Source organism: Enterococcus thailandicus, from assembly GCF_001886265.1.
Taxonomy (GTDB): Bacteria; Bacillota; Bacilli; order Lactobacillales; family Enterococcaceae; genus Enterococcus_B; species Enterococcus_B thailandicus.
Genome location: NZ_JXLE01000006.1, coordinates 121,139 through 139,964, shown reverse-complemented (window position 1 = coordinate 139,964; position 18,826 = coordinate 121,139). Strand labels below are relative to the sequence as shown.

Here is an 18,826-nt window from a genome sequence, read left to right as displayed (position 1 = left end):
AGGAGGGAAAAACGTGGCGATTAAAAAGTACAAACCTACCTCAAATGGTCGTCGTAACATGACAGGTTCTGATTTTGCTGAAATCACAACATCAACACCTGAAAAAACATTGTTACAACCATTGAAAAACCATGCTGGTCGTAATAACAACGGTCGCATCACTGTACGTCATCAAGGCGGCGGACACAAACGTCAATACCGCGTAATCGACTTCAAACGTAACAAAGATAACGTTGTTGCTACTGTTCAAACGATCGAATATGATCCAAACCGTTCAGCAAATATCGCGTTAGTACACTACGAAGATGGAGTGAAAGCTTACATCTTAGCACCAAAAGGACTACAAGTTGGAATGAAACTTGTTTCAGGTCCAGATGCAGATATCAAAGTTGGGAATGCTCTTCCTTTAGCAAACATTCCAGTTGGTACTGTTATCCATAACATCGAAATGAAACCTGGTAAAGGTGGACAATTGATTCGTTCTGCTGGTACAAGTGCTCAAGTACTTGGTAAAGAAGGCAAATACGTATTGATCCGCTTAAACTCTGGTGAAGTTCGTATGATTTTAGCTGCATGCCGTGCAACAATCGGTTCTGTAGGTAATGAACAACATGAACTTATTAACATCGGTAAAGCTGGACGCTCTCGTTGGATGCGTAAACGCCCAACAGTACGTGGTAGCGTAATGAACCCTAACGATCACCCACACGGTGGTGGTGAAGGTAAAGCTCCGATCGGACGTAAAGCACCAGTTTCTCCTTGGGGTCAACCAGCTCTTGGTTACAAAACTCGTAACAAGAAAGCCCAATCAGATAAACTTATCGTACGTCGTCGCAAGACTAAATAATTTCTTTGACCATGTGTCGCACATTTTGAGAGGAGGTTCACCATGGGTCGTAGTTTAAAGAAGGGACCTTTCGTCGATGAGCATTTAATGAAAAAAGTTGAAGCTCAAGCGGGGGTTGAAAAGAAAAAAGTTATCAAAACTTGGTCACGTCGATCAACAGTATTCCCAAGTTTTGTTGGATATACCATCGCAGTTTATGATGGACGTAAACATGTACCAGTTTACATCCAAGAAGACATGGTAGGACACAAATTAGGTGAATTTGCACCAACAAGAACTTATCGTGGCCACGCTGCAGACGATAAGAAAACTAAACGCTAATTTGAGGGGAGGATAAATCCAAATGGCAGAACAAATCACATCAGCTAAAGCAACTGCAAAAACAGTTCGCACTTCACCTCGAAAAGCCCGTTTAGTAATTGACCTTATCAGAGGTAAAAGTGTTGCGGATGCAATTTCAATTTTGAAATTCACACCGAACAAATCTGCTGGAATCATCGAGAAAGTCTTGATGTCAGCAGTTGCAAATGCAGAAAATAATTTTGACTTAGACGTTGAAAATTTAGTAGTATCTGAAGCTTTTATTAACGAAGGACCAACAATGAAACGTTTCCGTCCACGTGCAAAAGGGTCAGCTTCTCCAATCAACAAACGTACAAGTCATATTACAGTAGTCGTATCAGAAAAATAAGGAGGGATAATCAGTGGGTCAAAAAGTACATCCAATTGGAATGCGTGTAGGCATCATCCGCGACTGGGATGCTAAATGGTATGCTGAAAAAGAGTATGCTGAATTCTTACACGAAGATCTAAGAATCCGTAAATTTATTTCAACTAAACTTGCTGATGCCGCTGTGTCAACTGTTGAAATCGAACGTGCTGCAAATCGCGTAAATATTTCAATCCACACAGCTAAGCCAGGTATGGTTATTGGTAAAGGCGGTTCTGAAGTTGAAAGCCTAAGAAAAGAATTAAACAAATTAACTGGTAAAAGAATTCACATCAACATCGTGGAAATCAAAAAACCAGATTTAGATGCTAAATTAGTGGGCGAAGGAATTGCACGTCAATTAGAAAACCGTGTAGCTTTCCGTCGTGCACAAAAACAAGCTATCCAACGTTCAATGCGCGCAGGCGCTAAAGGAATCAAGACTCAAGTATCTGGACGCTTAAACGGTGCTGATATTGCACGTTCAGAAGGATACTCAGAAGGAACTGTTCCTCTTCATACATTGCGTGCGGATATCGATTATGCATGGGAAGAAGCAGATACAACATACGGAAAACTAGGAGTTAAAGTGTGGATCTATCGTGGAGAAATTCTTCCAACTAAAAAAAACACTGAGAAAGGAGGGAAATAATCATGTTAGTACCTAAACGTGTAAAACACCGTCGTGAATTCCGCGGAAAAATGCGTGGTGAAGCTAAAGGTGGTAAAGAAATCGCATTTGGTGAATATGGCTTACAAGCTGTTGATTCACATTGGATTACAAACCGACAAATCGAAGCTTCTCGTATCGCAATGACTCGTTACATGAAACGTGGTGGGAAAGTATGGATTAAAATTTTCCCTCACAAATCTTATACTGCCAAAGCAATTGGGGTACGTATGGGTTCTGGTAAAGGGGCACCTGAAGGATGGGTTGCACCAGTAAAACGTGGTAAAATCATGTTTGAAATTGCAGGCGTTCCTGAAGAAGTAGCTCGTGAAGCGTTACGTCTAGCTTCTCACAAATTACCAATGAAAACTAAGATCGTAAAACGTGAGGAAATGGGTGGTGAATCGAATGAAGGTTAAAGAAATCAGAGAATTAACCACTGCCGAAATGCTTGATCAAGAAAAACAATTGAAAGAAGAATTGTTTAATCTTAGATTCCAATTAGCAACAGGTCAATTAGAAAACACTGCACGTATTAAAGAAGTACGTAAATCGATTGCACGCATCAAAACTGTATTGCGTGAACAAGCTAAGTAATTACGGAAGGAGGCCATTAAGCGTATGACTGAAGAAAGAAATCAACGCAAGGTTTATCAAGGTCGTGTAGTTTCAGACAAAATGGATAAAACAATTACCGTTGCTGTCGAAACTAAGAAAAATCACCCTATCTATGGCAAACGCATGAACTATTCTAAGAAATACAAAGTGCATGATGAAAACAACACTGCCAAAGTTGGAGATATCGTGAGAATTATGGAAACTCGTCCATTATCAGCTACAAAACGTTTCCGTTTACTAGAAGTAGTCGAAGAAGCAGTTATTATCTAATAACACGAGATTTTCCTATATAGATTGAATGCAAAATCTGAAAGGAGGATACACAACGTGATCCAAGCAGAAAGTCGTTTAAAAGTCGCTGACAATTCAGGCGCACGTGAAATTTTGACGATCAAAGTCCTTGGTGGATCTGGTCGTAAAACTGCTAATATCGGTGATGTTATCGTTGCTACGGTTAAACAAGCAACGCCAGGTGGGGTTGTCAAAAAAGGTGACGTCGTTAAAGCCGTTATCGTTCGAACAAAATCAGGAGCTCGTCGTACAGACGGTTCATACATTAAGTTTGATGAAAATGCTGCAGTGATTATTCGTGATGATAAAAGCCCTCGTGGAACACGTATCTTTGGGCCAGTTGCACGTGAACTACGTGAAAACAACTTCATGAAGATCGTTTCACTAGCACCAGAAGTTTTATAATCTTGAGACACTTATCAAAGGAGGTGCGAAACAGTTATGTTTGTTAAAAAAGGCGATAAAGTTAAAGTTATCACTGGAAAAGACAAAAATAAAGAAGGCGTTGTATTAGCAGCGTTTCCTAAAAAAGATAAAGTCATTGTCGAAGGTGTGAATATTGTCAAAAAACACCAAAAACCTTCTCAGGCTGCTCCTCAAGGTGGTATTGTTGAGATGGAAGCTCCAGTTCATGTTTCTAACGTGATGGTGATCGACTCTACTGGTGTAGCTGGCCGAGTTGGCTACAAAGAAGTAGATGGCAAAAAAGTCCGTGTTTCTAAAAAAACCGGTGAAGTTCTAGATAAATAATAATTTTAAGGAAGGAGGGTCTTACTGAATGAACCGCCTAAAAGAAAAATATCTTAAAGAAATTACTCCATCATTGATGGAAAAATTCGACTATAGCTCTGTTATGCAAACACCTAAAGTTGAAAAAATCGTCATCAACATGGGTGTTGGTGATGCGGTATCAAACGCTAAAAACTTAGACAAAGCAGTTGAAGAATTAACTTTAATCACTGGACAAAAACCAATGATTACTAAAGCTAAAAAATCAATCGCTGGATTCCGTTTACGTGAAGGAATGCCAATTGGTGCAAAAGTTACTTTGCGCGGAGAAAGAATGTATGAATTCTTAGACAAATTGGTTTCAGTTTCACTACCACGTGTACGTGACTTCCATGGTGTAAGTAAAAAAGCCTTTGACGGTCGTGGAAACTATACTTTAGGTATTAAAGAACAATTGATCTTCCCAGAAGTAGATTATGATTTAGTAGATAAAGTACGCGGTATGGACATCGTTATTGTAACAACAGCTAACTCAGATGAAGAATCTCGTGAGTTGTTAACACAATTAGGTATGCCATTCCAAAAATAATTAAAGGAGGCGAACTACGTGGCTAAAAAATCAATGATTGCTAAAAACAAACGTCCTGCAAAACATTCAACACAAGCTTATACTCGTTGCGAACGTTGCGGACGTCCACATTCAGTTTATCGTAAGTTCCATCTTTGCCGTATTTGCTTCCGCGAACTTGCCTATAAAGGTCAAATTCCCGGCGTGAAGAAAGCTAGCTGGTAAAAAGTAAATTCGCATAAGAAGGAGGTAATTAGTTCAATGGTCATGACAGATCCAATTGCAGATTTTCTAACTCGTATCCGTAATGCAAACATGGTTAAACATGAGTCTTTAGAAGTACCTGCATCAAAAATCAAACGTGACATCGCTGAAATCTTGAAACGTGAAGGTTTCGTCCGTGATGTTGAATATATCGAAGATGACAAACAAGGCGTAATCCGTGTTTTCCTAAAATTTGGTAAAAACGGTGAACGTGTTATCACAAACTTAAAACGTATTTCTAAACCAGGATTGCGTGCTTATGTCAAAGCTGACGAAGTACCAAAAGTATTGAATGGTTTAGGTATCGCAATTATTTCGACTTCTGACGGTGTTATCACTGACAAAGAAGCTCGTGAAAAAAATGTCGGCGGCGAAGTTATCGCTTACGTATGGTAATTAAGTAGAATCTACAAGGAGGTGTCTTTAAGTGAGCCGTATCGGAAATAAAATCGTAGTCATTCCTGCAGGAGTAACTGTTACTCAAGATGGAAATGATATTACAGTTAAAGGACCTAAAGGTGAATTAACACGTACTTTTTCTTCAGATATTACTATGAATATTGAAGGAAACGAAGTTACTTTCACTCGTCCAAACGACAGTAAAGAAATGAAAACAATCCACGGAACAACTCGTGCTAACTTCAACAACATGGTTGTCGGCGTTAGTGAAGGTTTCCAAAAAGCATTAGAACTTATCGGGGTTGGGTACCGTGCACAATTACAAGGTTCAAAACTTGTATTGAACGTTGGTTACTCTCATCCAGTAGAAATTACACCACCAGCTGGTGTTACAGTTGAAGTTCCTGCCAATACACAAGTGATTGTTAAAGGTGCGAACAAAGAAGCAGTTGGCGAATTAGCTGCGAACATTCGTGGTACTCGTCCTCCAGAACCTTATAAAGGTAAAGGTATTCGCTATGTTGGTGAATATGTACGCCGTAAAGAAGGTAAAACTGGTAAATAATCGTAATTTATTTAAATTACGATTCGCGGCCTAATGGCTAGCATTATTAAAGAGGTGACAATTGTGATTACAAAACCAGATAAGAATAAAACACGTCAAAAGAGACATCGTCGTGTACGTAATAATATCTCTGGTACTGCTGAGCGCCCACGCTTGAACGTTTTCCGTTCTAACAAAAACATCTACGCGCAATTAATTGATGACGTAGCGGGTGTGACGCTAGCAAGTGCCTCTACCTTGGATAAAGAAATTTCAGGTGGAACAAAAACAGAAACAGCTACTGCTGTGGGTAAATTAGTTGCTGAACGCGCAGCTGAAAAAGGCATTAAAGTAGTAGTCTTTGACCGTGGTGGATACCTTTACCATGGCCGTGTGCAAGCTTTAGCTGAAGCTGCTCGCGAAAATGGACTAGAATTTTAGAAGAAGGAGGAATACCATTCATGGTTTACATTGATCCAAAACATTTGGAATTAGAAGACCGCGTTGTTGCAATCAACCGTGTAACAAAAGTTGTTAAAGGTGGACGTCGTCTACGTTTTGCTGCTTTAGTTGTTGTCGGTGACAAAAACGGACACGTAGGTTTCGGTACTGGTAAAGCTCAAGAAGTACCAGAAGCAATCCGTAAAGCAATTGAAGATGCGAAGAAAAACTTAGTTGAAGTACCAATGGTCGGTTCAACAATCCCACACGAAGTTATCGGTACTTTTAGTGGTGGTAGAATCCTAATGAAACCTGCTGTAGAAGGTTCTGGGGTTGCTGCTGGTGGACCAGTTCGTGCCGTATTAGAGTTAGCAGGGGTAGCTGATATCACTTCTAAATCATTAGGCTCAAATACACCAATCAACGTTGTTCGCGCAACTGTTGAAGGTTTGAAACAATTGAAACGTGCTGAAGAAGTTGCAGAACTTCGTGGCAAATCAGTTGAAGAAATTATCGGATAAGGAGGACAAAAATAATGGCTGAATTAAAAGTTACTTTAAAACGCAGTATTATTGGACGTCCTCAAAACCAACGTGACACTGTCAAAGCGTTGGGTCTTACAAAGATTAACAGTTCAGTGGTTAAGCCTTCTAATGAAGCTATTAAAGGTATGATCAATACTGTTTCTCACCTAGTGGACGTTGAAGAAGTCTAATAATTAAGAACTAGATTATTTAAGGAGGTGCCAAACCTATGAAACTTCATGAATTAAAACCTGCAGAGGGTTCACGCCAAGTACGTAATCGTGTTGGTCGTGGTACTTCATCTGGTAACGGAAAAACTTCTGGACGCGGACAAAAAGGTCAAAAAGCTCGTTCAGGCGGTGGTGTACGTTTAGGATTCGAAGGTGGACAAACTCCATTATTCCGTCGTTTACCAAAACGCGGTTTTACTAACGTAAATCGTAAAGAATATGCTGTCATCAACTTAGATGTTTTGAACCGTTTTGAAGATGGTGCAGAAGTAACACCTGTTGCTTTAGTTGAAGCTGGAATCGTTAAAAACGAAAAAGCTGGAATTAAAGTATTAGCTAACGGTGAATTAACTAAAAAATTAACTGTTAAAGCAGCTAAATTCTCGAAAGCAGCTCAAGACGCTATTGAAGCGGCTGGTGGTTCAATCGAGGTGATCTAATGTTTAAACTATTAAAAGATGCTTTTAAAGTAAGAGACATTCGATCTAAAATTTTCTTTACTGTATTTGTACTATTTGTTTTCCGTCTGGGTGCCCACATTACGGTACCTGGCGTGAATGCTAGTACATTACAAAATCTTTCTTCTTTACCATTTTTCAACATGTTGAACTTGGTAAGTGGTAGTGCAATGCAAAACTTTTCTATTTTCTCAATGGGGGTTTCACCATACATTACTGCTTCAATCGTCATTCAATTATTACAAATGGACATTGTTCCTCGTTTTGTTGAGTGGTCGAAACAAGGAGAAGTCGGTCGTAAGAAATTAAATCAAGCAACTCGCTATTTAACATTAGTTTTGGCTTTTGTTCAATCAGTAGGGATTACCGCTGGATTTAATCAATATGCTCAATTAGGTTTTGTAAGCAATCCAAACGTGTCTACATATGTAACGATTGGTTTAATTTTAACTGCCGGTACAATGTTTGTTACATGGTTAGGGGAGCAAATTACAGAAAAAGGAATTGGGAACGGCGTATCAATGATTATTTTCGCAGGGATCATTTCTCGATTGCCTGATAGTATCAAAGAAATTTATGAAGATTATTTTGTAAATATTGATTCTTCTGATATTTGGAAATCTGCAATTTTTATTGCCGTTTTACTTGTCGCGGTTTTATTGATCGTGACATTTGTAACATTTTTCCAACAAGCTGAACGCAAGATTCCAATTCAATATACGAAACGTGTGGCAGGTGCGCCAACAAGTAGTTATTTGCCATTAAAAGTAAATGCAGCTGGTGTTATTCCAGTTATTTTTGCTAGTTCGTTTATTGCAACCCCTAATGCTGTTTTACAAGCTTTAAGTGGTAGATTTGGGTCTGAAAATTGGTATAAAATCATGATGCAAATTTTCAACTATAATACGGTGCCTGGTGCAACAATTTATACTGTTTTGATTATTGCATTTACATTTTTCTACGCTTTTGTTCAAGTTAACCCTGAGAAATTAGCGGAAAACTTACAAAAACAAGGAAGTTATATACCTAGCGTGCGCCCTGGTAAGGGAACTGAGGAGTATGTCTCAAGCTTATTAATGCGATTAAGCACAGTTGGTGCAATCTTCCTTGGACTTGTGGCTTTATTACCAATTATCGCTCAGATGATTTGGGATTTACCACAATCTATTGGGTTAGGTGGTACAAGCTTACTGATTGTCATTGGTGTAGCTTTAGAAACTGCGAAACAGTTAGAAGGCTTAATGCTGAAACGCAAGTATGTTGGCTTTATCGAATAAGTAAGAAAGCGTGTTGAGGTTTCTCCTCAACACACGTTCTCACATTTATTAGGAGGGAAAGCAATGAACCTCATTTTAATGGGGCTACCAGGTGCGGGTAAAGGAACACAAGCTGAGAAGATTATTGATGCTTATGGTATTCCTCATATCTCAACTGGAGACATGTTTCGTGCGGCTATCCAAAATGAAACAGCTCTAGGCTTGGAAGCAAAGTCTTATATGGATAAAGGTGCATTAGTTCCTGATGAAGTAACAAATGGAATCGTGAAAGAGCGCCTAGCAGAATCTGATACAGAGAAAGGCTTCTTATTAGATGGCTTTCCTCGTACAATTGAGCAGGCTGAAGCTCTGGATGCAATGCTAAAAGATTTAAATAAAAAAATTGATGCTGTCATTGATATCCATGTTGGTGAAGAAGTTTTGGTTGAGCGATTAGCTGGCCGTTTCATCTGCAGCAATTGTGGAGCAACTTATCACAAAATTTTCAATCCTACAAAAGTTGAAGATACATGTGATCGTTGTGGGGGGCATGAATTCTATCAAAGAGAAGATGATAAACCTGAGACGGTTAAAAATCGTCTGGCTATCAACATCAAAAATAGTGAACCAATCCTTGCTTTTTATAAAGAACATGGTTTGCTTCATACTATTGATGGTGATCGTGAAATCGATGCTGTATTTACTGATGTACAAAAAATCATTGAAAAATAGCATGATTGCCCGTAGCCAACTTGCTTTATGCAGTTACTCTTGTAAAGTTCAATAAATTATGATAGAATATGTCAGTCCGACTTCTAGAGATTCCTCTAGATGATCCATTTTGAGAATTTTGAGGTGGGAACTGCAGTTTCCGCCATTTTATCGTGTGAAAATGCGAAACAAGTACAAGGAGGTACTGTGCGTGGCAAAAGAAGATATGATTGAAGTCGAAGGTACAGTCGTCGAAACTTTGCCGAATGCAATGTTTAAAGTTGAACTAGAAAACGGACACCAAGTTCTTGCTACTGTTTCAGGTAAAATTCGTATGCATTACATCCGTATCTTACCTGGTGACAAAGTAACGGTTGAATTGTCTCCATACGATTTAAGCCGTGGCCGTATCACTTATCGCTTTAAATAATTGTACTCCGTAAAACTACAGGAGGTATTATCATGAAAGTAAGACCATCAGTAAAACCAATGTGTGAACATTGTAAAGTAATTCGTCGTAAAGGACGCGTTATGGTGATTTGCCCAGCAAATCCAAAACATAAACAACGTCAAGGATAATTGGAGGTGTAACAAGTATGGCTCGTATTGCAGGAGTAGATATTCCTCGTGATAAACGTGTAGTAGTTTCACTTACTTATATCTATGGTATTGGTAACACTACTGCTCAAAAAATCTTGGCTGATGCTGGTGTATCTGAAGATGTTCGTGTTCGTGATTTAACGAATGAACAAACAGATGCTATCCGTGCTGAAGTTGATAAATTAAAAGTTGAAGGTGATCTTCGTCGTGAAGTGAACTTAAACATCAAACGTTTGATGGAAATCGGTTCATACCGTGGTATCCGTCACCGCCGTGGTTTGCCAGTTCGTGGACAAAACACAAAAAACAATGCACGTACTCGTAAAGGTCCAGCTCGTTCTATCGCTGGCAAGAAAAAATAATTCTTAAGTGAAGGAGGTTAGAACTTCATGGCAGCAAAAAAAGTGAATCGTAAACGCCGTGTGAAAAAGAATGTAGAAGCAGGGATTGCACATATCCACTCTACTTTCAACAACACAATCATCATGATCACTGATACTCACGGAAATGCATTAGCGTGGTCATCAGCTGGTTCATTAGGTTTCAAAGGAAGCAAAAAATCAACTCCTTTTGCCGCTCAAATGGCAGCAGAAACTGCTACTAAAGCAGCAATGGAACACGGATTAAAAACTGTTGAAGTAACAGTTAAAGGACCTGGTTCTGGACGTGAAGCAGCAATTCGTTCATTACAAGCAACAGGTTTAGAAGTGACTGCAATTCGTGACGTGACTCCAGTTCCTCATAATGGTGCCCGCCCTCCAAAACGCCGTCGTGTTTAATGAGTGCCGCTCATTTTGAGTTTCTATAGTAACGTCATTGAACAAGACACTTTTCGTTTTGAAAGGGGTAAAGATAAGAATGATTGAGTTCGAAAAACCAAGAATCGCAAAAATTGATGAAGAAAAAGATTATGGCAAGTTCATCGTTGAACCTCTTGAAAGAGGGTATGGGACTACTTTAGGGAATTCCCTACGTCGTATTTTATTATCTTCTTTGCCAGGTGCTGCCATCACTAATATTCAAATCGATGGTGTACTGCATGAATTCTCTACTATTAAAGGTGTTAGAGAAGACGTCACTCAAATCATCTTGAACATTAAAGGCTTAGCGCTTAAAATGTATGGCCAAGAAGAAAAAACCCTTGAAATCGATATTACCGGACCTGCTACAGTAACTGCTGGCGATATTATCGTTGATAGTGATGTAGAGATTCTGAACAAAGATATGTATATCTGTAGTGTCTCTGAAGGAGCTACGTTCCATGCTCGCTTAACTGTGAAACCTGGACGTGGTTATGTTCAAGCAGATGAAAATAAAAAAGAAGATATGCCAATCGGTGTTCTTCCAGTCGATTCAATCTACACACCAGTTCGTCGTGTGAACTATCAAGTAGAAAACACACGTGTTGGACACCGTGAAGATTTTGATAAATTGACGATGGAGATTTGGACAGATGGTTCAATTGAACCATTGGAAGCAATGAGTTTATCTGCAAAAATCATGACTGAACATCTAGATATTTTTGTGAATTTAACTGATGAAGCAAAAAATGCTGAAATCATGGTCGAAAAAGAAGAGACACAAAAAGAAAAAATGTTGGAAATGACAATTGAAGAATTAGACTTATCTGTTCGCTCTTATAATTGTTTGAAACGTGCAGGAATTAATACTGTACAAGAACTTACGAATAAATCTGAGCCAGAAATGATCAAAGTCCGTAATTTGGGCCGTAAATCATTGGAAGAAGTTAAGGCAAAATTGCATGACTTAGGTTTAGGTTTACGTAAAGAAGATTAAAACCTTTTACGAAGGAGGGAAACCAACGTGAGTTATCGTAAACTAGGACGCACATCTAGTCAACGTAAAGCGATGTTGCGTGATTTAACAACTGATTTATTAATCAACGAACGTATTGTGACAACTGAAGCTCGTGCGAAAGAAGTTCGCTCAACTGCAGAAAAAATGATCACTTTAGGTAAGCGTGGAGATTTGCATGCTCGTCGTCAAGCGGCTACTTTTGTACGTAATGAAGTTGCTAGCGTGCGCGAAGAAAACGAAGACATCGTTATTGAATCAGCTTTACAAAAATTATTCAATGACATTGCACCTCGTTATGCAGAACGTCAAGGTGGCTACACTCGTATCTTGAAAACAGAACCAAGACGCGGTGATGGTGCACCAATGGTTATCTTAGAACTTGTCTAAAATCACACTAATAACATCACTTTATAGATGATTCTTTTAGAGTGTTATGATGTTGGAGCTTTGCTCCGAGTCTAGCTCAGCGCTACTCCCCAAGTTTTTAGCTTGGGGAGTATGCACTCATCATAAAGTGTTTTTTTGTACCTTTAATTAACTGTCTTGACAGGTTCTATTGAAGGTACAAAAAAACATTTTATTCAAACAATAAATAATTGAAAATTTAGTTTTTTTTTGATAGTGTTAGAAAGAACTTTAGGATGAAGAAGGAGTAAGCATGGAGCCAATTATTGATTTGAAAAATATAAATTACACATATCAGCCTGATGACCTTCGACCAGCGTTAAAAGATGTTTCTTTTACAATTAACAAAGGAGAATGGGTTGCAATTATTGGGCACAATGGTTCTGGAAAATCAACTCTTGCTAAAACGATTAATGGTTTGATTTTACCAGAGTCTGGTACAGTAGCAGTAGAACAGCAAACACTTAATGAAGAAAATATTTGGACGATTCGACAAATGGTTGGGATGGTATTTCAAAATCCAGATAATCAATTTGTTGGTTCAACTGTGGAAGATGATGTTGCTTTTGGATTGGAAAATCAAGGTATTCCTCGTGAAGAAATGCTCGTACGTGTAAAAGATGCATTAGAAAAAGTTCGTATGAGTGAGTTTGCAACTCGAGAACCTGCTCGCTTGTCTGGTGGACAAAAACAACGGGTAGCAATTGCTGGCGTAGTTGCTTTACGACCAGATATTATTATTTTAGATGAAGCAACTAGTATGCTTGATCCTGAAGGTCGAGAAGAAGTTATTTCAACTATCAAAAAAATTAAAGAAGAAAGCCAATTAACTGTCATTTCTATTACGCATGATATTGATGAAGCTGCAAATGCGAATCGTATTTTAGTAATGCGTGAAGGTGAACTAGTTGGCGAAGGAACACCAGAAGAAATTTTTTCTGCCGGTCCAGATTTGATTCGTCTAGGACTAGACTTACCATTCCCTGAAAAATTAAAAAGTGCGTTAAAAGTGCGTGGAATCACTGTTCCTGATGAATACATGACGGAAGAAAGGATGGTGGATTGGTTATGGACATCCATTTTGAAAAAGTAAGTTTTACTTATCAACCCAATACACCATTTGAACAAAGAGCATTATTTGACATTGATCTGTTAATCAAAGAAGGAAGTTATACTGCGTTAGTTGGGCACACAGGCAGTGGAAAGTCGACATTATTACAACACTTGAATGCTTTGGTTAAACCAACGAGTGGTTCTGTACAAATTGGTGATCGAAAAATAACTCCTGAAACGGATAACAAGAATCTAAAACCAATTCGTAAAAAAGTGGGAATTGTATTCCAGTTTCCAGAAGCACAATTATTTGAAGAAACAGTTGCTAGAGATATCGCATTTGGACCAAAAAACTTTGGTGTAGGTGAAGAAGAAGCGTTAGAAATTGCTAAGGCATCCTTAATTCAAGTTGGTTTAGATGAAACATACTTGAATCGCTCACCTTTTGAACTTTCTGGTGGACAAATGCGTCGAGTTGCCATTGCAGGAGTTCTTGCAATGAAACCTGAAGTGTTGGTTTTGGATGAGCCTACTGCGGGTTTGGATCCTCAAGGAAGAAAAGAAATGATGGAGATGTTTTGGCAACTTCATAAGGAACAAAATATTACTATTGTATTAGTCACTCATTTAATGGATGATGTGGCTAACTATGCAGACTTTGTTTATGTTTTGGAAAAAGGGAAAATCGTTAAAAGTGGTGAACCAAGGAAAGTCTTTCAAGATTTAAATTGGTTAAAAGAAAAACAACTGGGTGTGCCTACTGCAACGGAATTTTCAGAGCTATTGAGTGAAAAAGGAATTGAAATGGCTAAGCTACCTTTAACAGCTGAGGAATTAGCGGATGAAATTGTACGCTTGTCTGGAGGAAATGCTCATGATGAATAAATTGATTTTTGGGCGGTATATGCCAGGTGATTCATTCATTCACAGATTAGATCCTCGAGCAAAGTTATTAGCTAGTTTTTATTTTATTGGGATCATCTTTTTAGCAAATAATTGGCAAACATATCTTTTGTTGGCATTGTTTACTTTATTTGCTGTTTCATTATCAAAAGTGGATATGAAATTTTTCATCCGTGGTATTCGCCCATTGATTTGGTTAATTTTATTTACTGTTGCACTACAAGTTTTATTTACAAGCGGAGGCGAAGTTTATTGGCACTGGGGAATTTTTAATATCACTCAGTTTGGTGTATTGAATGGACTCTTTATTTTTTGCCGATTTGTTTTGATTATTTTTATGTCAACATTACTTACTTTGACAACTCCACCGTTAGAATTATCTGATGCAATTGAATATTTATTGCGTCCGCTAAAAGTTGTTCGTTTTCCAGTCCATGAAATCTCGCTGATGTTATCCATTGCATTGCGTTTTGTTCCAACATTAATGGATGAGACGGAAAAAATTATGAATGCGCAACGCGCACGTGGTGTTGATTTCGGCGAAGGTAGCTTAGTTCAAAAAATGAAGGCAATTATTCCTTTATTGATTCCTTTATTTGTAAGTAGTTTTAATCGAGCGGAAGATTTAGCAACTGCTATGGAAGCTCGAGGTTATCAAGGGGGCGAAGGACGCACGAAGTATCGAGTGCTTCATTGGCACAATCAAGATACTCTGGTTATGATCGCCTTTGGTTTATTAACAGTTATTTTAGTATTTTTACGTGGTTGATAAAAATCAGTAAATTAATTATTATATGAAAAAAGAGAGGCGCCGTGACGATGTCACAGCCTCTTTTTTATGGGAAGATAAGGAGAGAAAAAATGGTACGTTACAAAGCAATCATTGCGTACGATGGTACAAATTTTCATGGTTTTCAAAAGCAACCAAATGGTCGAACTGTTCAAGAAGAGTTGGAGAAAACATTAAAAAAAATGGCAAATGGACAAAGCATTACAGTTTTTGGTTCTGGTCGAACGGATTCTGGTGTTCATGCAGTTGGACAAGTTATTCACTTTGATTATCCGCAAGAACGACCTTTAGAACGTATGCGATTTGCTCTAGATACTCAATCGCCAGAAGATATTGCAGTTAAGAAAGTGGAAATTGTTCCCGAAGATTTTCATGCACGTTATATGGTTCATGAAAAAACGTATCAATTTCGAGTAGATATTGGTAAACCAAGAAGCCCGTTTCGTCGACATTACGCGAGTTATTATCCTTATCCATTAGACTTGGAGAAGATTGAACGAGCTTTGCCAGATTTAATTGGAACGCATGACTTCACTTCATTTTGTGCTGCAGGAAGTTCCATTGAAGATAAAACGCGGACGATTTATGAAGCAACAATGCAAGTAAATGATGCAGGAGACGAACTGCTATTTACATTTAGAGGGAACGGATTTCTGTACAAAATGATTCGTATTTTGGTAGGTACATTATTGAAAATTGGAAATGGTCGAATACCAGAAGATGCAATTCCAGAAATTATTGCAAAAAAAGATCGCAATTTAGCAGGTCCAACGGCACATCCAGAGGGCTTGTACTTGTACGAAGTGAAATATGAATAAATAGTATTACACTTCGTTAAACAGTTAATAGTACACTAAAAAGCACACCAAACAACTTTGTTTGGTGTGCTTTTTTTGTCTAAATGATTTATTTAAGAGAATCTGTGCCATCTAAAATTCTTTTTCGAGCTAAAAGATAAGAATAAAGAGCAAAGAGTAAGATACAAATTACGAATAACATACTTCCGAGCTTAAATCCTTTTGGCAAGTAGCTAAAAGTAATCGTATGTTTGCCTTTTGGAACTTTGACCATTACAAAAGCATTTTGGAAACTTTCAATAGCGACAGCCTTTCCGTCAACTTTTGCTTGCCAACCTTCATCATAAGGAATTGTTGTTACAAGCATGGCGTCTTGGTCTGAATTAACTGTGCCCGTGGCTTTACGACCTGAAGTGGTTAAATCGACACCTTTATTTTTAATCTGATTCATCGCAGCTTGATAGGCAATAAGATTTAGTCCAACCACTTCTGGTTCCATGAAGCTGACTTCTTTTGTTCCATAAAAACTAGCTGTAAAAGTTACTGTAGTATCAGTAGGGTAGTAACCTAGATCGTAATATTGACCAGAAATATTGATTTGTGTTTGTCTTGAAGTTCCATTTACCGTAATAGTTGCGCTCGAACTTTCTAACTGAGCGTAGTTCGTTGGGAATAAACTTAAGTAAGCTTGTGTATTTGCAGGAACTTGAACTTCCCAAGTTAATTCTTTTGCTTGGTTACTGGTTATTTCAGAGTAAGTGACACCAGTTGTTGTATTTGTGATTTTCGTATTCGTTTGTTTTTTCAACGTAGGCTTATAGAAAGAGTAATAATCTTCTTGTAAACCAGAAAGTTCATTGATTAAGTTTGTTTGACTTGTTAAATTATCAGTTGCTGGTTGCTCGACGTCATCAATTGTCAATGGAGCAGTGAAAGCAAGTGGTAGAGCATTAATATTTTCATAGAGTGTGTAATCACCACTTTGTCCAACTTGATTGAAGCCGTATTTGCTAAATGTATTTTCGTTTTTGCTGATGTTATATTTAATACCAGTAAACCCATCCATTAGCAATGTATTATTTGCATAGCGAATATTTAAATTGGTACCGCGTGAACGAAAGCCAAGTCGATCAAGATAAGAAGAAGAGTTACGATTACGTATGGAAGAAAACATACTGATACCACTATATCCATAGTTTAATGAATCATTGGCAGAAACAGGATCTAAATTTTCTAATCGATAAAATGTATCGGATTCTTTTTTCGTTTTTGTTACTAGCTCTTGGATGTTCGGATAAGGATCTGTAAATAAACTGCGTGAAGCATAGTTCCAATCGTCTAAAATACCATGAATCATGCTGTTCGTATTGACTATCGCCTCAGAAGACATTAGAAGTAATAATAAAATGCTTAACTGTTTCATAGGGATTTTTTTGAGTTGGAAAAATCCAACAGCAATAGCATAAAGAACTAAAAAGACAACTGTTAAAATAAAGGACGTTGTCGTTACATAAGTGTAACTTTCAGCTGGCTTAAGCGCCCAAGAAATTGAGAAAATAGCAGCTAAGATAAGTGTGATGCCGACAAAAAGTCCGTGATCGTTCTGTTCCAATTTTTCCCAACCATAACCGGCAAGCAAAATGACCAGAAAAGAAAACAAGTAGGCGTAACGGAATAAGAACATATTCGGTGCGTGCATACCATGCCAGAATAGATTTAATGGAACTAGATAAAAACTTGCGATTAAAATTATGAACAAACTTCCAAACAAAAGTTTATTTTTTAATTGGATTTTTCGACTAACAAAGTAAAAAATACAAAGAACTAGTGGAAATAATCCCGCGTAGACAAATGGAATTGATCCATATTTCGTTGTGTCATAGACGCCAATCATGTTTTTCATTGCTAAATCTAAGAAAGAAGTTGCTTCTGTTTTTAAAGCAGTTATTTGGCTCAGCTCTTCACCATTAGATCGTAAATCAAGTATAGCAGGTAAGATGATGATCATTGATGCCCCACCAGCTAATAACGAAGTAATTCCATAAGGTAGAATGGTTTTCTTGTATTTGGACCAGTTGGTAAAAAGTCTCGCAAAGAAATAAAGAAAAGAAAAGACACCAATCATGAAGCCCATATAAAAGCTAGACAAAAATAGTAATAAGTAACTAACAAATAAGACAAGCGGTTTTTTTAAATCCATCACACGATGAATACCTAAGATGATTAATGGTAGGTATACGAAGGCATCTAACCACATAATGATTTCTGAGTGCGCGGTGACAAAAGAAATCAACGCATAGCTGATACTTAACGCCACTTGCCCCCAGCGTGGGATTTTAAAAGTTCTTCCTAAAAACCAAAAAGCTAAACCAGCACTGGCTACTTTGATTAAGGTTAAAAAGTAAAGTGCATCAGGCATGTATTGATTTGGAAAAAAGAAAACTAAGGGTGTAAAAATACCTCCAAGATAGTAGGAGATCAAGGATAAGTAATTTAAACCTAATGAAGCGTTCCACGTGTAGAAAATACTTTGTTTTCCAAAAAGCATATTGCGGAAGCTGGCATGGAAATTCGAAAATTGTGAGAATGCATCACTCGCTAAAATACTTCTGCTACTACCAGGATAAATTCCAATACTTAAATAAATAAGTGCCAGAATAATTAGTGGAATGAAAAAGCTAGCAGCCATGTATGGCCAATTTTCTTTGAAGAATAGTTTATAATTTTTTTTCATTTTATTTTTCACCAAATTTCTATGAAGTTGTTTTAAGTTTATCATACTCAGGTTTTTCTCCACCAAAAATGAGCCTAATTTTCATTAAAAAATAAAAAAATGAAATAAATAACGATGGTAAGTTTAAAAAACCTAGGAATTTACGATTTGTTAAAAAATAAACAAATCAATATTTTAGTTAATTTTACAAGCTTTTTGCTATTGACAGCGTTTGTATATAAGCGTATATTTTAGTTGTAAAAAAAACATATATTACTCGCTTGCATTAGAGGCAAGTGGCACATAAAAAAGAACTTAGAACAGCTATCTCAATGGATAATTGCTCTAAGTTCTTTTTCTTTTGGAAAAATGTGTTTTAGCTGAATGATATCAGGTCGATTAACCAAAAGACGAAAAATAAATTTTCTACTTTTTAGCTGAATCATATATGTAAGAACGGTTTAAGAAGTTGTGCTTAAAGCACAACT

The 18,826-nt window shown here is 37.6% G+C and carries 30 protein-coding genes; 29 read left to right on the top strand and 1 reads right to left on the bottom strand.

Going from position 1 to position 18,826, the window contains the following annotated elements; translation table 11 throughout:
• Positions 1-13: 13 nt before the first annotated feature.
• The 29 genes from rplB (at position 14) to truA (ending at position 15,646) form a co-directional block, all read left to right on the top strand.
• A complete protein-coding gene (rplB, locus tag RV17_RS06075; protein WP_067483545.1) occupies positions 14-847 on the top strand; it encodes a 50S ribosomal protein L2 in 834 nt (277 codons plus the stop codon).
• Positions 848-889: 42 nt separating this feature from the next.
• A complete protein-coding gene (gene rpsS, locus RV17_RS06070; RefSeq protein ID WP_002288655.1) occupies positions 890-1,168 on the top strand; it encodes a 30S ribosomal protein S19 in 279 nt (92 codons plus the stop codon).
• A 22-nt stretch (positions 1,169-1,190) separates the two neighbouring features.
• On the top strand, positions 1,191-1,538 hold the full coding sequence (rplV, locus tag RV17_RS06065) for a 50S ribosomal protein L22 (RefSeq protein WP_067483544.1): 348 nt from the start codon (positions 1,191-1,193) through the stop codon (positions 1,536-1,538).
• 13 nt (positions 1,539-1,551) lie between these two features.
• A complete protein-coding gene (rpsC, locus tag RV17_RS06060) occupies positions 1,552-2,208 on the top strand; it encodes a 30S ribosomal protein S3 (protein ID WP_067483543.1) in 657 nt (218 codons plus the stop codon).
• A gap of 2 nt (positions 2,209-2,210) precedes the next feature.
• A complete protein-coding gene (gene rplP, locus RV17_RS06055; RefSeq protein WP_067483541.1) occupies positions 2,211-2,645 on the top strand; it encodes a 50S ribosomal protein L16 in 435 nt (144 codons plus the stop codon).
• Positions 2,635-2,823 carry a 50S ribosomal protein L29 gene (gene rpmC / locus RV17_RS06050; RefSeq protein ID WP_002288664.1) on the top strand — a complete coding sequence of 63 codons (189 nt, stop codon included), beginning with the start codon at positions 2,635-2,637 and terminating at the stop codon, positions 2,821-2,823. Before rplP ends, rpmC begins: the two co-directional genes overlap by 11 nt.
• Positions 2,824-2,847: 24 nt before the next feature.
• Complete coding sequence (gene rpsQ / locus RV17_RS06045) at positions 2,848-3,114, top strand: 30S ribosomal protein S17 (RefSeq protein ID WP_067483538.1); 267 nt, start codon at positions 2,848-2,850, stop codon at positions 3,112-3,114.
• A gap of 57 nt (positions 3,115-3,171) precedes the next feature.
• Positions 3,172-3,540, top strand: coding sequence for a 50S ribosomal protein L14 (rplN, locus tag RV17_RS06040; protein ID WP_002288669.1), 369 nt, complete (start codon positions 3,172-3,174; stop codon positions 3,538-3,540).
• A gap of 36 nt (positions 3,541-3,576) precedes the next feature.
• Positions 3,577-3,885 carry a 50S ribosomal protein L24 gene (gene rplX, locus RV17_RS06035; RefSeq protein WP_067483536.1) on the top strand — a complete coding sequence of 103 codons (309 nt, stop codon included), beginning with the start codon at positions 3,577-3,579 and terminating at the stop codon, positions 3,883-3,885.
• Between the two features lie 28 nt (positions 3,886-3,913).
• Positions 3,914-4,453 (top strand): 50S ribosomal protein L5, encoded by a 540-nt coding sequence (gene rplE / locus RV17_RS06030; RefSeq protein WP_067483534.1) that lies wholly within the window; start codon positions 3,914-3,916, stop codon positions 4,451-4,453.
• Positions 4,454-4,471: 18 nt separating this feature from the next.
• Positions 4,472-4,657 (top strand): type Z 30S ribosomal protein S14, encoded by a 186-nt coding sequence (locus RV17_RS06025; RefSeq protein ID WP_002356214.1) that lies wholly within the window; start codon positions 4,472-4,474, stop codon positions 4,655-4,657.
• Positions 4,658-4,693: 36 nt separating this feature from the next.
• Positions 4,694-5,092, top strand: a complete 399-nt coding sequence (rpsH, locus tag RV17_RS06020) for a 30S ribosomal protein S8 (RefSeq protein ID WP_067483532.1) — start codon at positions 4,694-4,696, stop codon at positions 5,090-5,092.
• A 31-nt stretch (positions 5,093-5,123) separates the two neighbouring features.
• Entirely contained in the window at positions 5,124-5,660 is a 537-nt protein-coding gene (gene rplF / locus RV17_RS06015) for a 50S ribosomal protein L6 (RefSeq protein ID WP_067483530.1), read from the top strand.
• Between the two features lie 63 nt (positions 5,661-5,723).
• Positions 5,724-6,080 (top strand): 50S ribosomal protein L18, encoded by a 357-nt coding sequence (gene rplR / locus RV17_RS06010; protein ID WP_075491300.1) that lies wholly within the window; start codon positions 5,724-5,726, stop codon positions 6,078-6,080.
• A gap of 20 nt (positions 6,081-6,100) precedes the next feature.
• Entirely contained in the window at positions 6,101-6,601 is a 501-nt protein-coding gene (gene rpsE, locus RV17_RS06005; protein WP_067483528.1) for a 30S ribosomal protein S5, read from the top strand.
• Positions 6,602-6,615: 14 nt separating this feature from the next.
• The gene (gene rpmD / locus RV17_RS06000; RefSeq protein WP_002290455.1) at positions 6,616-6,795 is read left to right on the top strand and encodes a 50S ribosomal protein L30; all 180 of its coding nucleotides are present in this window, start codon (positions 6,616-6,618) and stop codon (positions 6,793-6,795) included.
• Positions 6,796-6,833: 38 nt separating this feature from the next.
• A complete protein-coding gene (gene rplO / locus RV17_RS05995) occupies positions 6,834-7,274 on the top strand; it encodes a 50S ribosomal protein L15 (RefSeq protein WP_067483526.1) in 441 nt (146 codons plus the stop codon).
• The gene (gene secY / locus RV17_RS05990) at positions 7,274-8,569 is read left to right on the top strand and encodes a preprotein translocase subunit SecY (protein WP_067483524.1); all 1,296 of its coding nucleotides are present in this window, start codon (positions 7,274-7,276) and stop codon (positions 8,567-8,569) included. The genes rplO and secY overlap by 1 nt, the downstream gene beginning before the upstream one ends.
• A 63-nt stretch (positions 8,570-8,632) precedes the next feature.
• Positions 8,633-9,280: an adenylate kinase gene (locus RV17_RS05985; RefSeq protein WP_067483522.1), complete on the top strand. Its 648-nt coding sequence runs from the start codon at positions 8,633-8,635 to the stop codon at positions 9,278-9,280.
• Positions 9,281-9,470: 190 nt separating this feature from the next.
• On the top strand, positions 9,471-9,689 hold the full coding sequence (infA, locus tag RV17_RS05980) for a translation initiation factor IF-1 (RefSeq protein WP_010767960.1): 219 nt from the start codon (positions 9,471-9,473) through the stop codon (positions 9,687-9,689).
• A 32-nt stretch (positions 9,690-9,721) separates the two neighbouring features.
• Entirely contained in the window at positions 9,722-9,838 is a 117-nt protein-coding gene (rpmJ, locus tag RV17_RS05975; RefSeq protein ID WP_002288710.1) for a 50S ribosomal protein L36, read from the top strand.
• A gap of 17 nt (positions 9,839-9,855) precedes the next feature.
• Positions 9,856-10,221 (top strand): 30S ribosomal protein S13, encoded by a 366-nt coding sequence (gene rpsM / locus RV17_RS05970; RefSeq protein WP_067483520.1) that lies wholly within the window; start codon positions 9,856-9,858, stop codon positions 10,219-10,221.
• A 27-nt stretch (positions 10,222-10,248) separates the two neighbouring features.
• Positions 10,249-10,638 carry a 30S ribosomal protein S11 gene (gene rpsK, locus RV17_RS05965; protein ID WP_067483518.1) on the top strand — a complete coding sequence of 130 codons (390 nt, stop codon included), beginning with the start codon at positions 10,249-10,251 and terminating at the stop codon, positions 10,636-10,638.
• A 79-nt stretch (positions 10,639-10,717) separates the two neighbouring features.
• The gene (locus RV17_RS05960) at positions 10,718-11,656 is read left to right on the top strand and encodes a DNA-directed RNA polymerase subunit alpha (protein WP_002288715.1); all 939 of its coding nucleotides are present in this window, start codon (positions 10,718-10,720) and stop codon (positions 11,654-11,656) included.
• 27 nt (positions 11,657-11,683) lie between these two features.
• A complete protein-coding gene (gene rplQ / locus RV17_RS05955) occupies positions 11,684-12,064 on the top strand; it encodes a 50S ribosomal protein L17 (RefSeq protein ID WP_067483516.1) in 381 nt (126 codons plus the stop codon).
• Positions 12,065-12,335: 271 nt separating this feature from the next.
• Complete coding sequence (locus tag RV17_RS05950) at positions 12,336-13,175, top strand: energy-coupling factor ABC transporter ATP-binding protein (RefSeq protein WP_071868758.1); 840 nt, start codon at positions 12,336-12,338, stop codon at positions 13,173-13,175.
• The gene (locus tag RV17_RS05945; protein WP_071868757.1) at positions 13,151-14,020 is read left to right on the top strand and encodes an energy-coupling factor ABC transporter ATP-binding protein; all 870 of its coding nucleotides are present in this window, start codon (positions 13,151-13,153) and stop codon (positions 14,018-14,020) included. The genes RV17_RS05950 and RV17_RS05945 overlap by 25 nt, the downstream gene beginning before the upstream one ends.
• Positions 14,010-14,807, top strand: a complete 798-nt coding sequence (locus tag RV17_RS05940; RefSeq protein ID WP_071868756.1) for an energy-coupling factor transporter transmembrane component T family protein — start codon at positions 14,010-14,012, stop codon at positions 14,805-14,807. Before RV17_RS05945 ends, RV17_RS05940 begins: the two co-directional genes overlap by 11 nt.
• A gap of 92 nt (positions 14,808-14,899) precedes the next feature.
• A complete protein-coding gene (gene truA / locus RV17_RS05935) occupies positions 14,900-15,646 on the top strand; it encodes a tRNA pseudouridine(38-40) synthase TruA (RefSeq protein ID WP_067483509.1) in 747 nt (248 codons plus the stop codon).
• 88 nt (positions 15,647-15,734) lie between these two features.
• Here truA and RV17_RS05930 read toward each other — a convergent pair whose 3' ends face one another.
• Positions 15,735-18,359: a YfhO family protein gene (locus tag RV17_RS05930; protein WP_071868762.1), complete on the bottom strand. Its 2,625-nt coding sequence runs from the start codon at positions 18,357-18,359 to the stop codon at positions 15,735-15,737.
• Positions 18,360-18,826 lie beyond the last annotated feature (467 nt).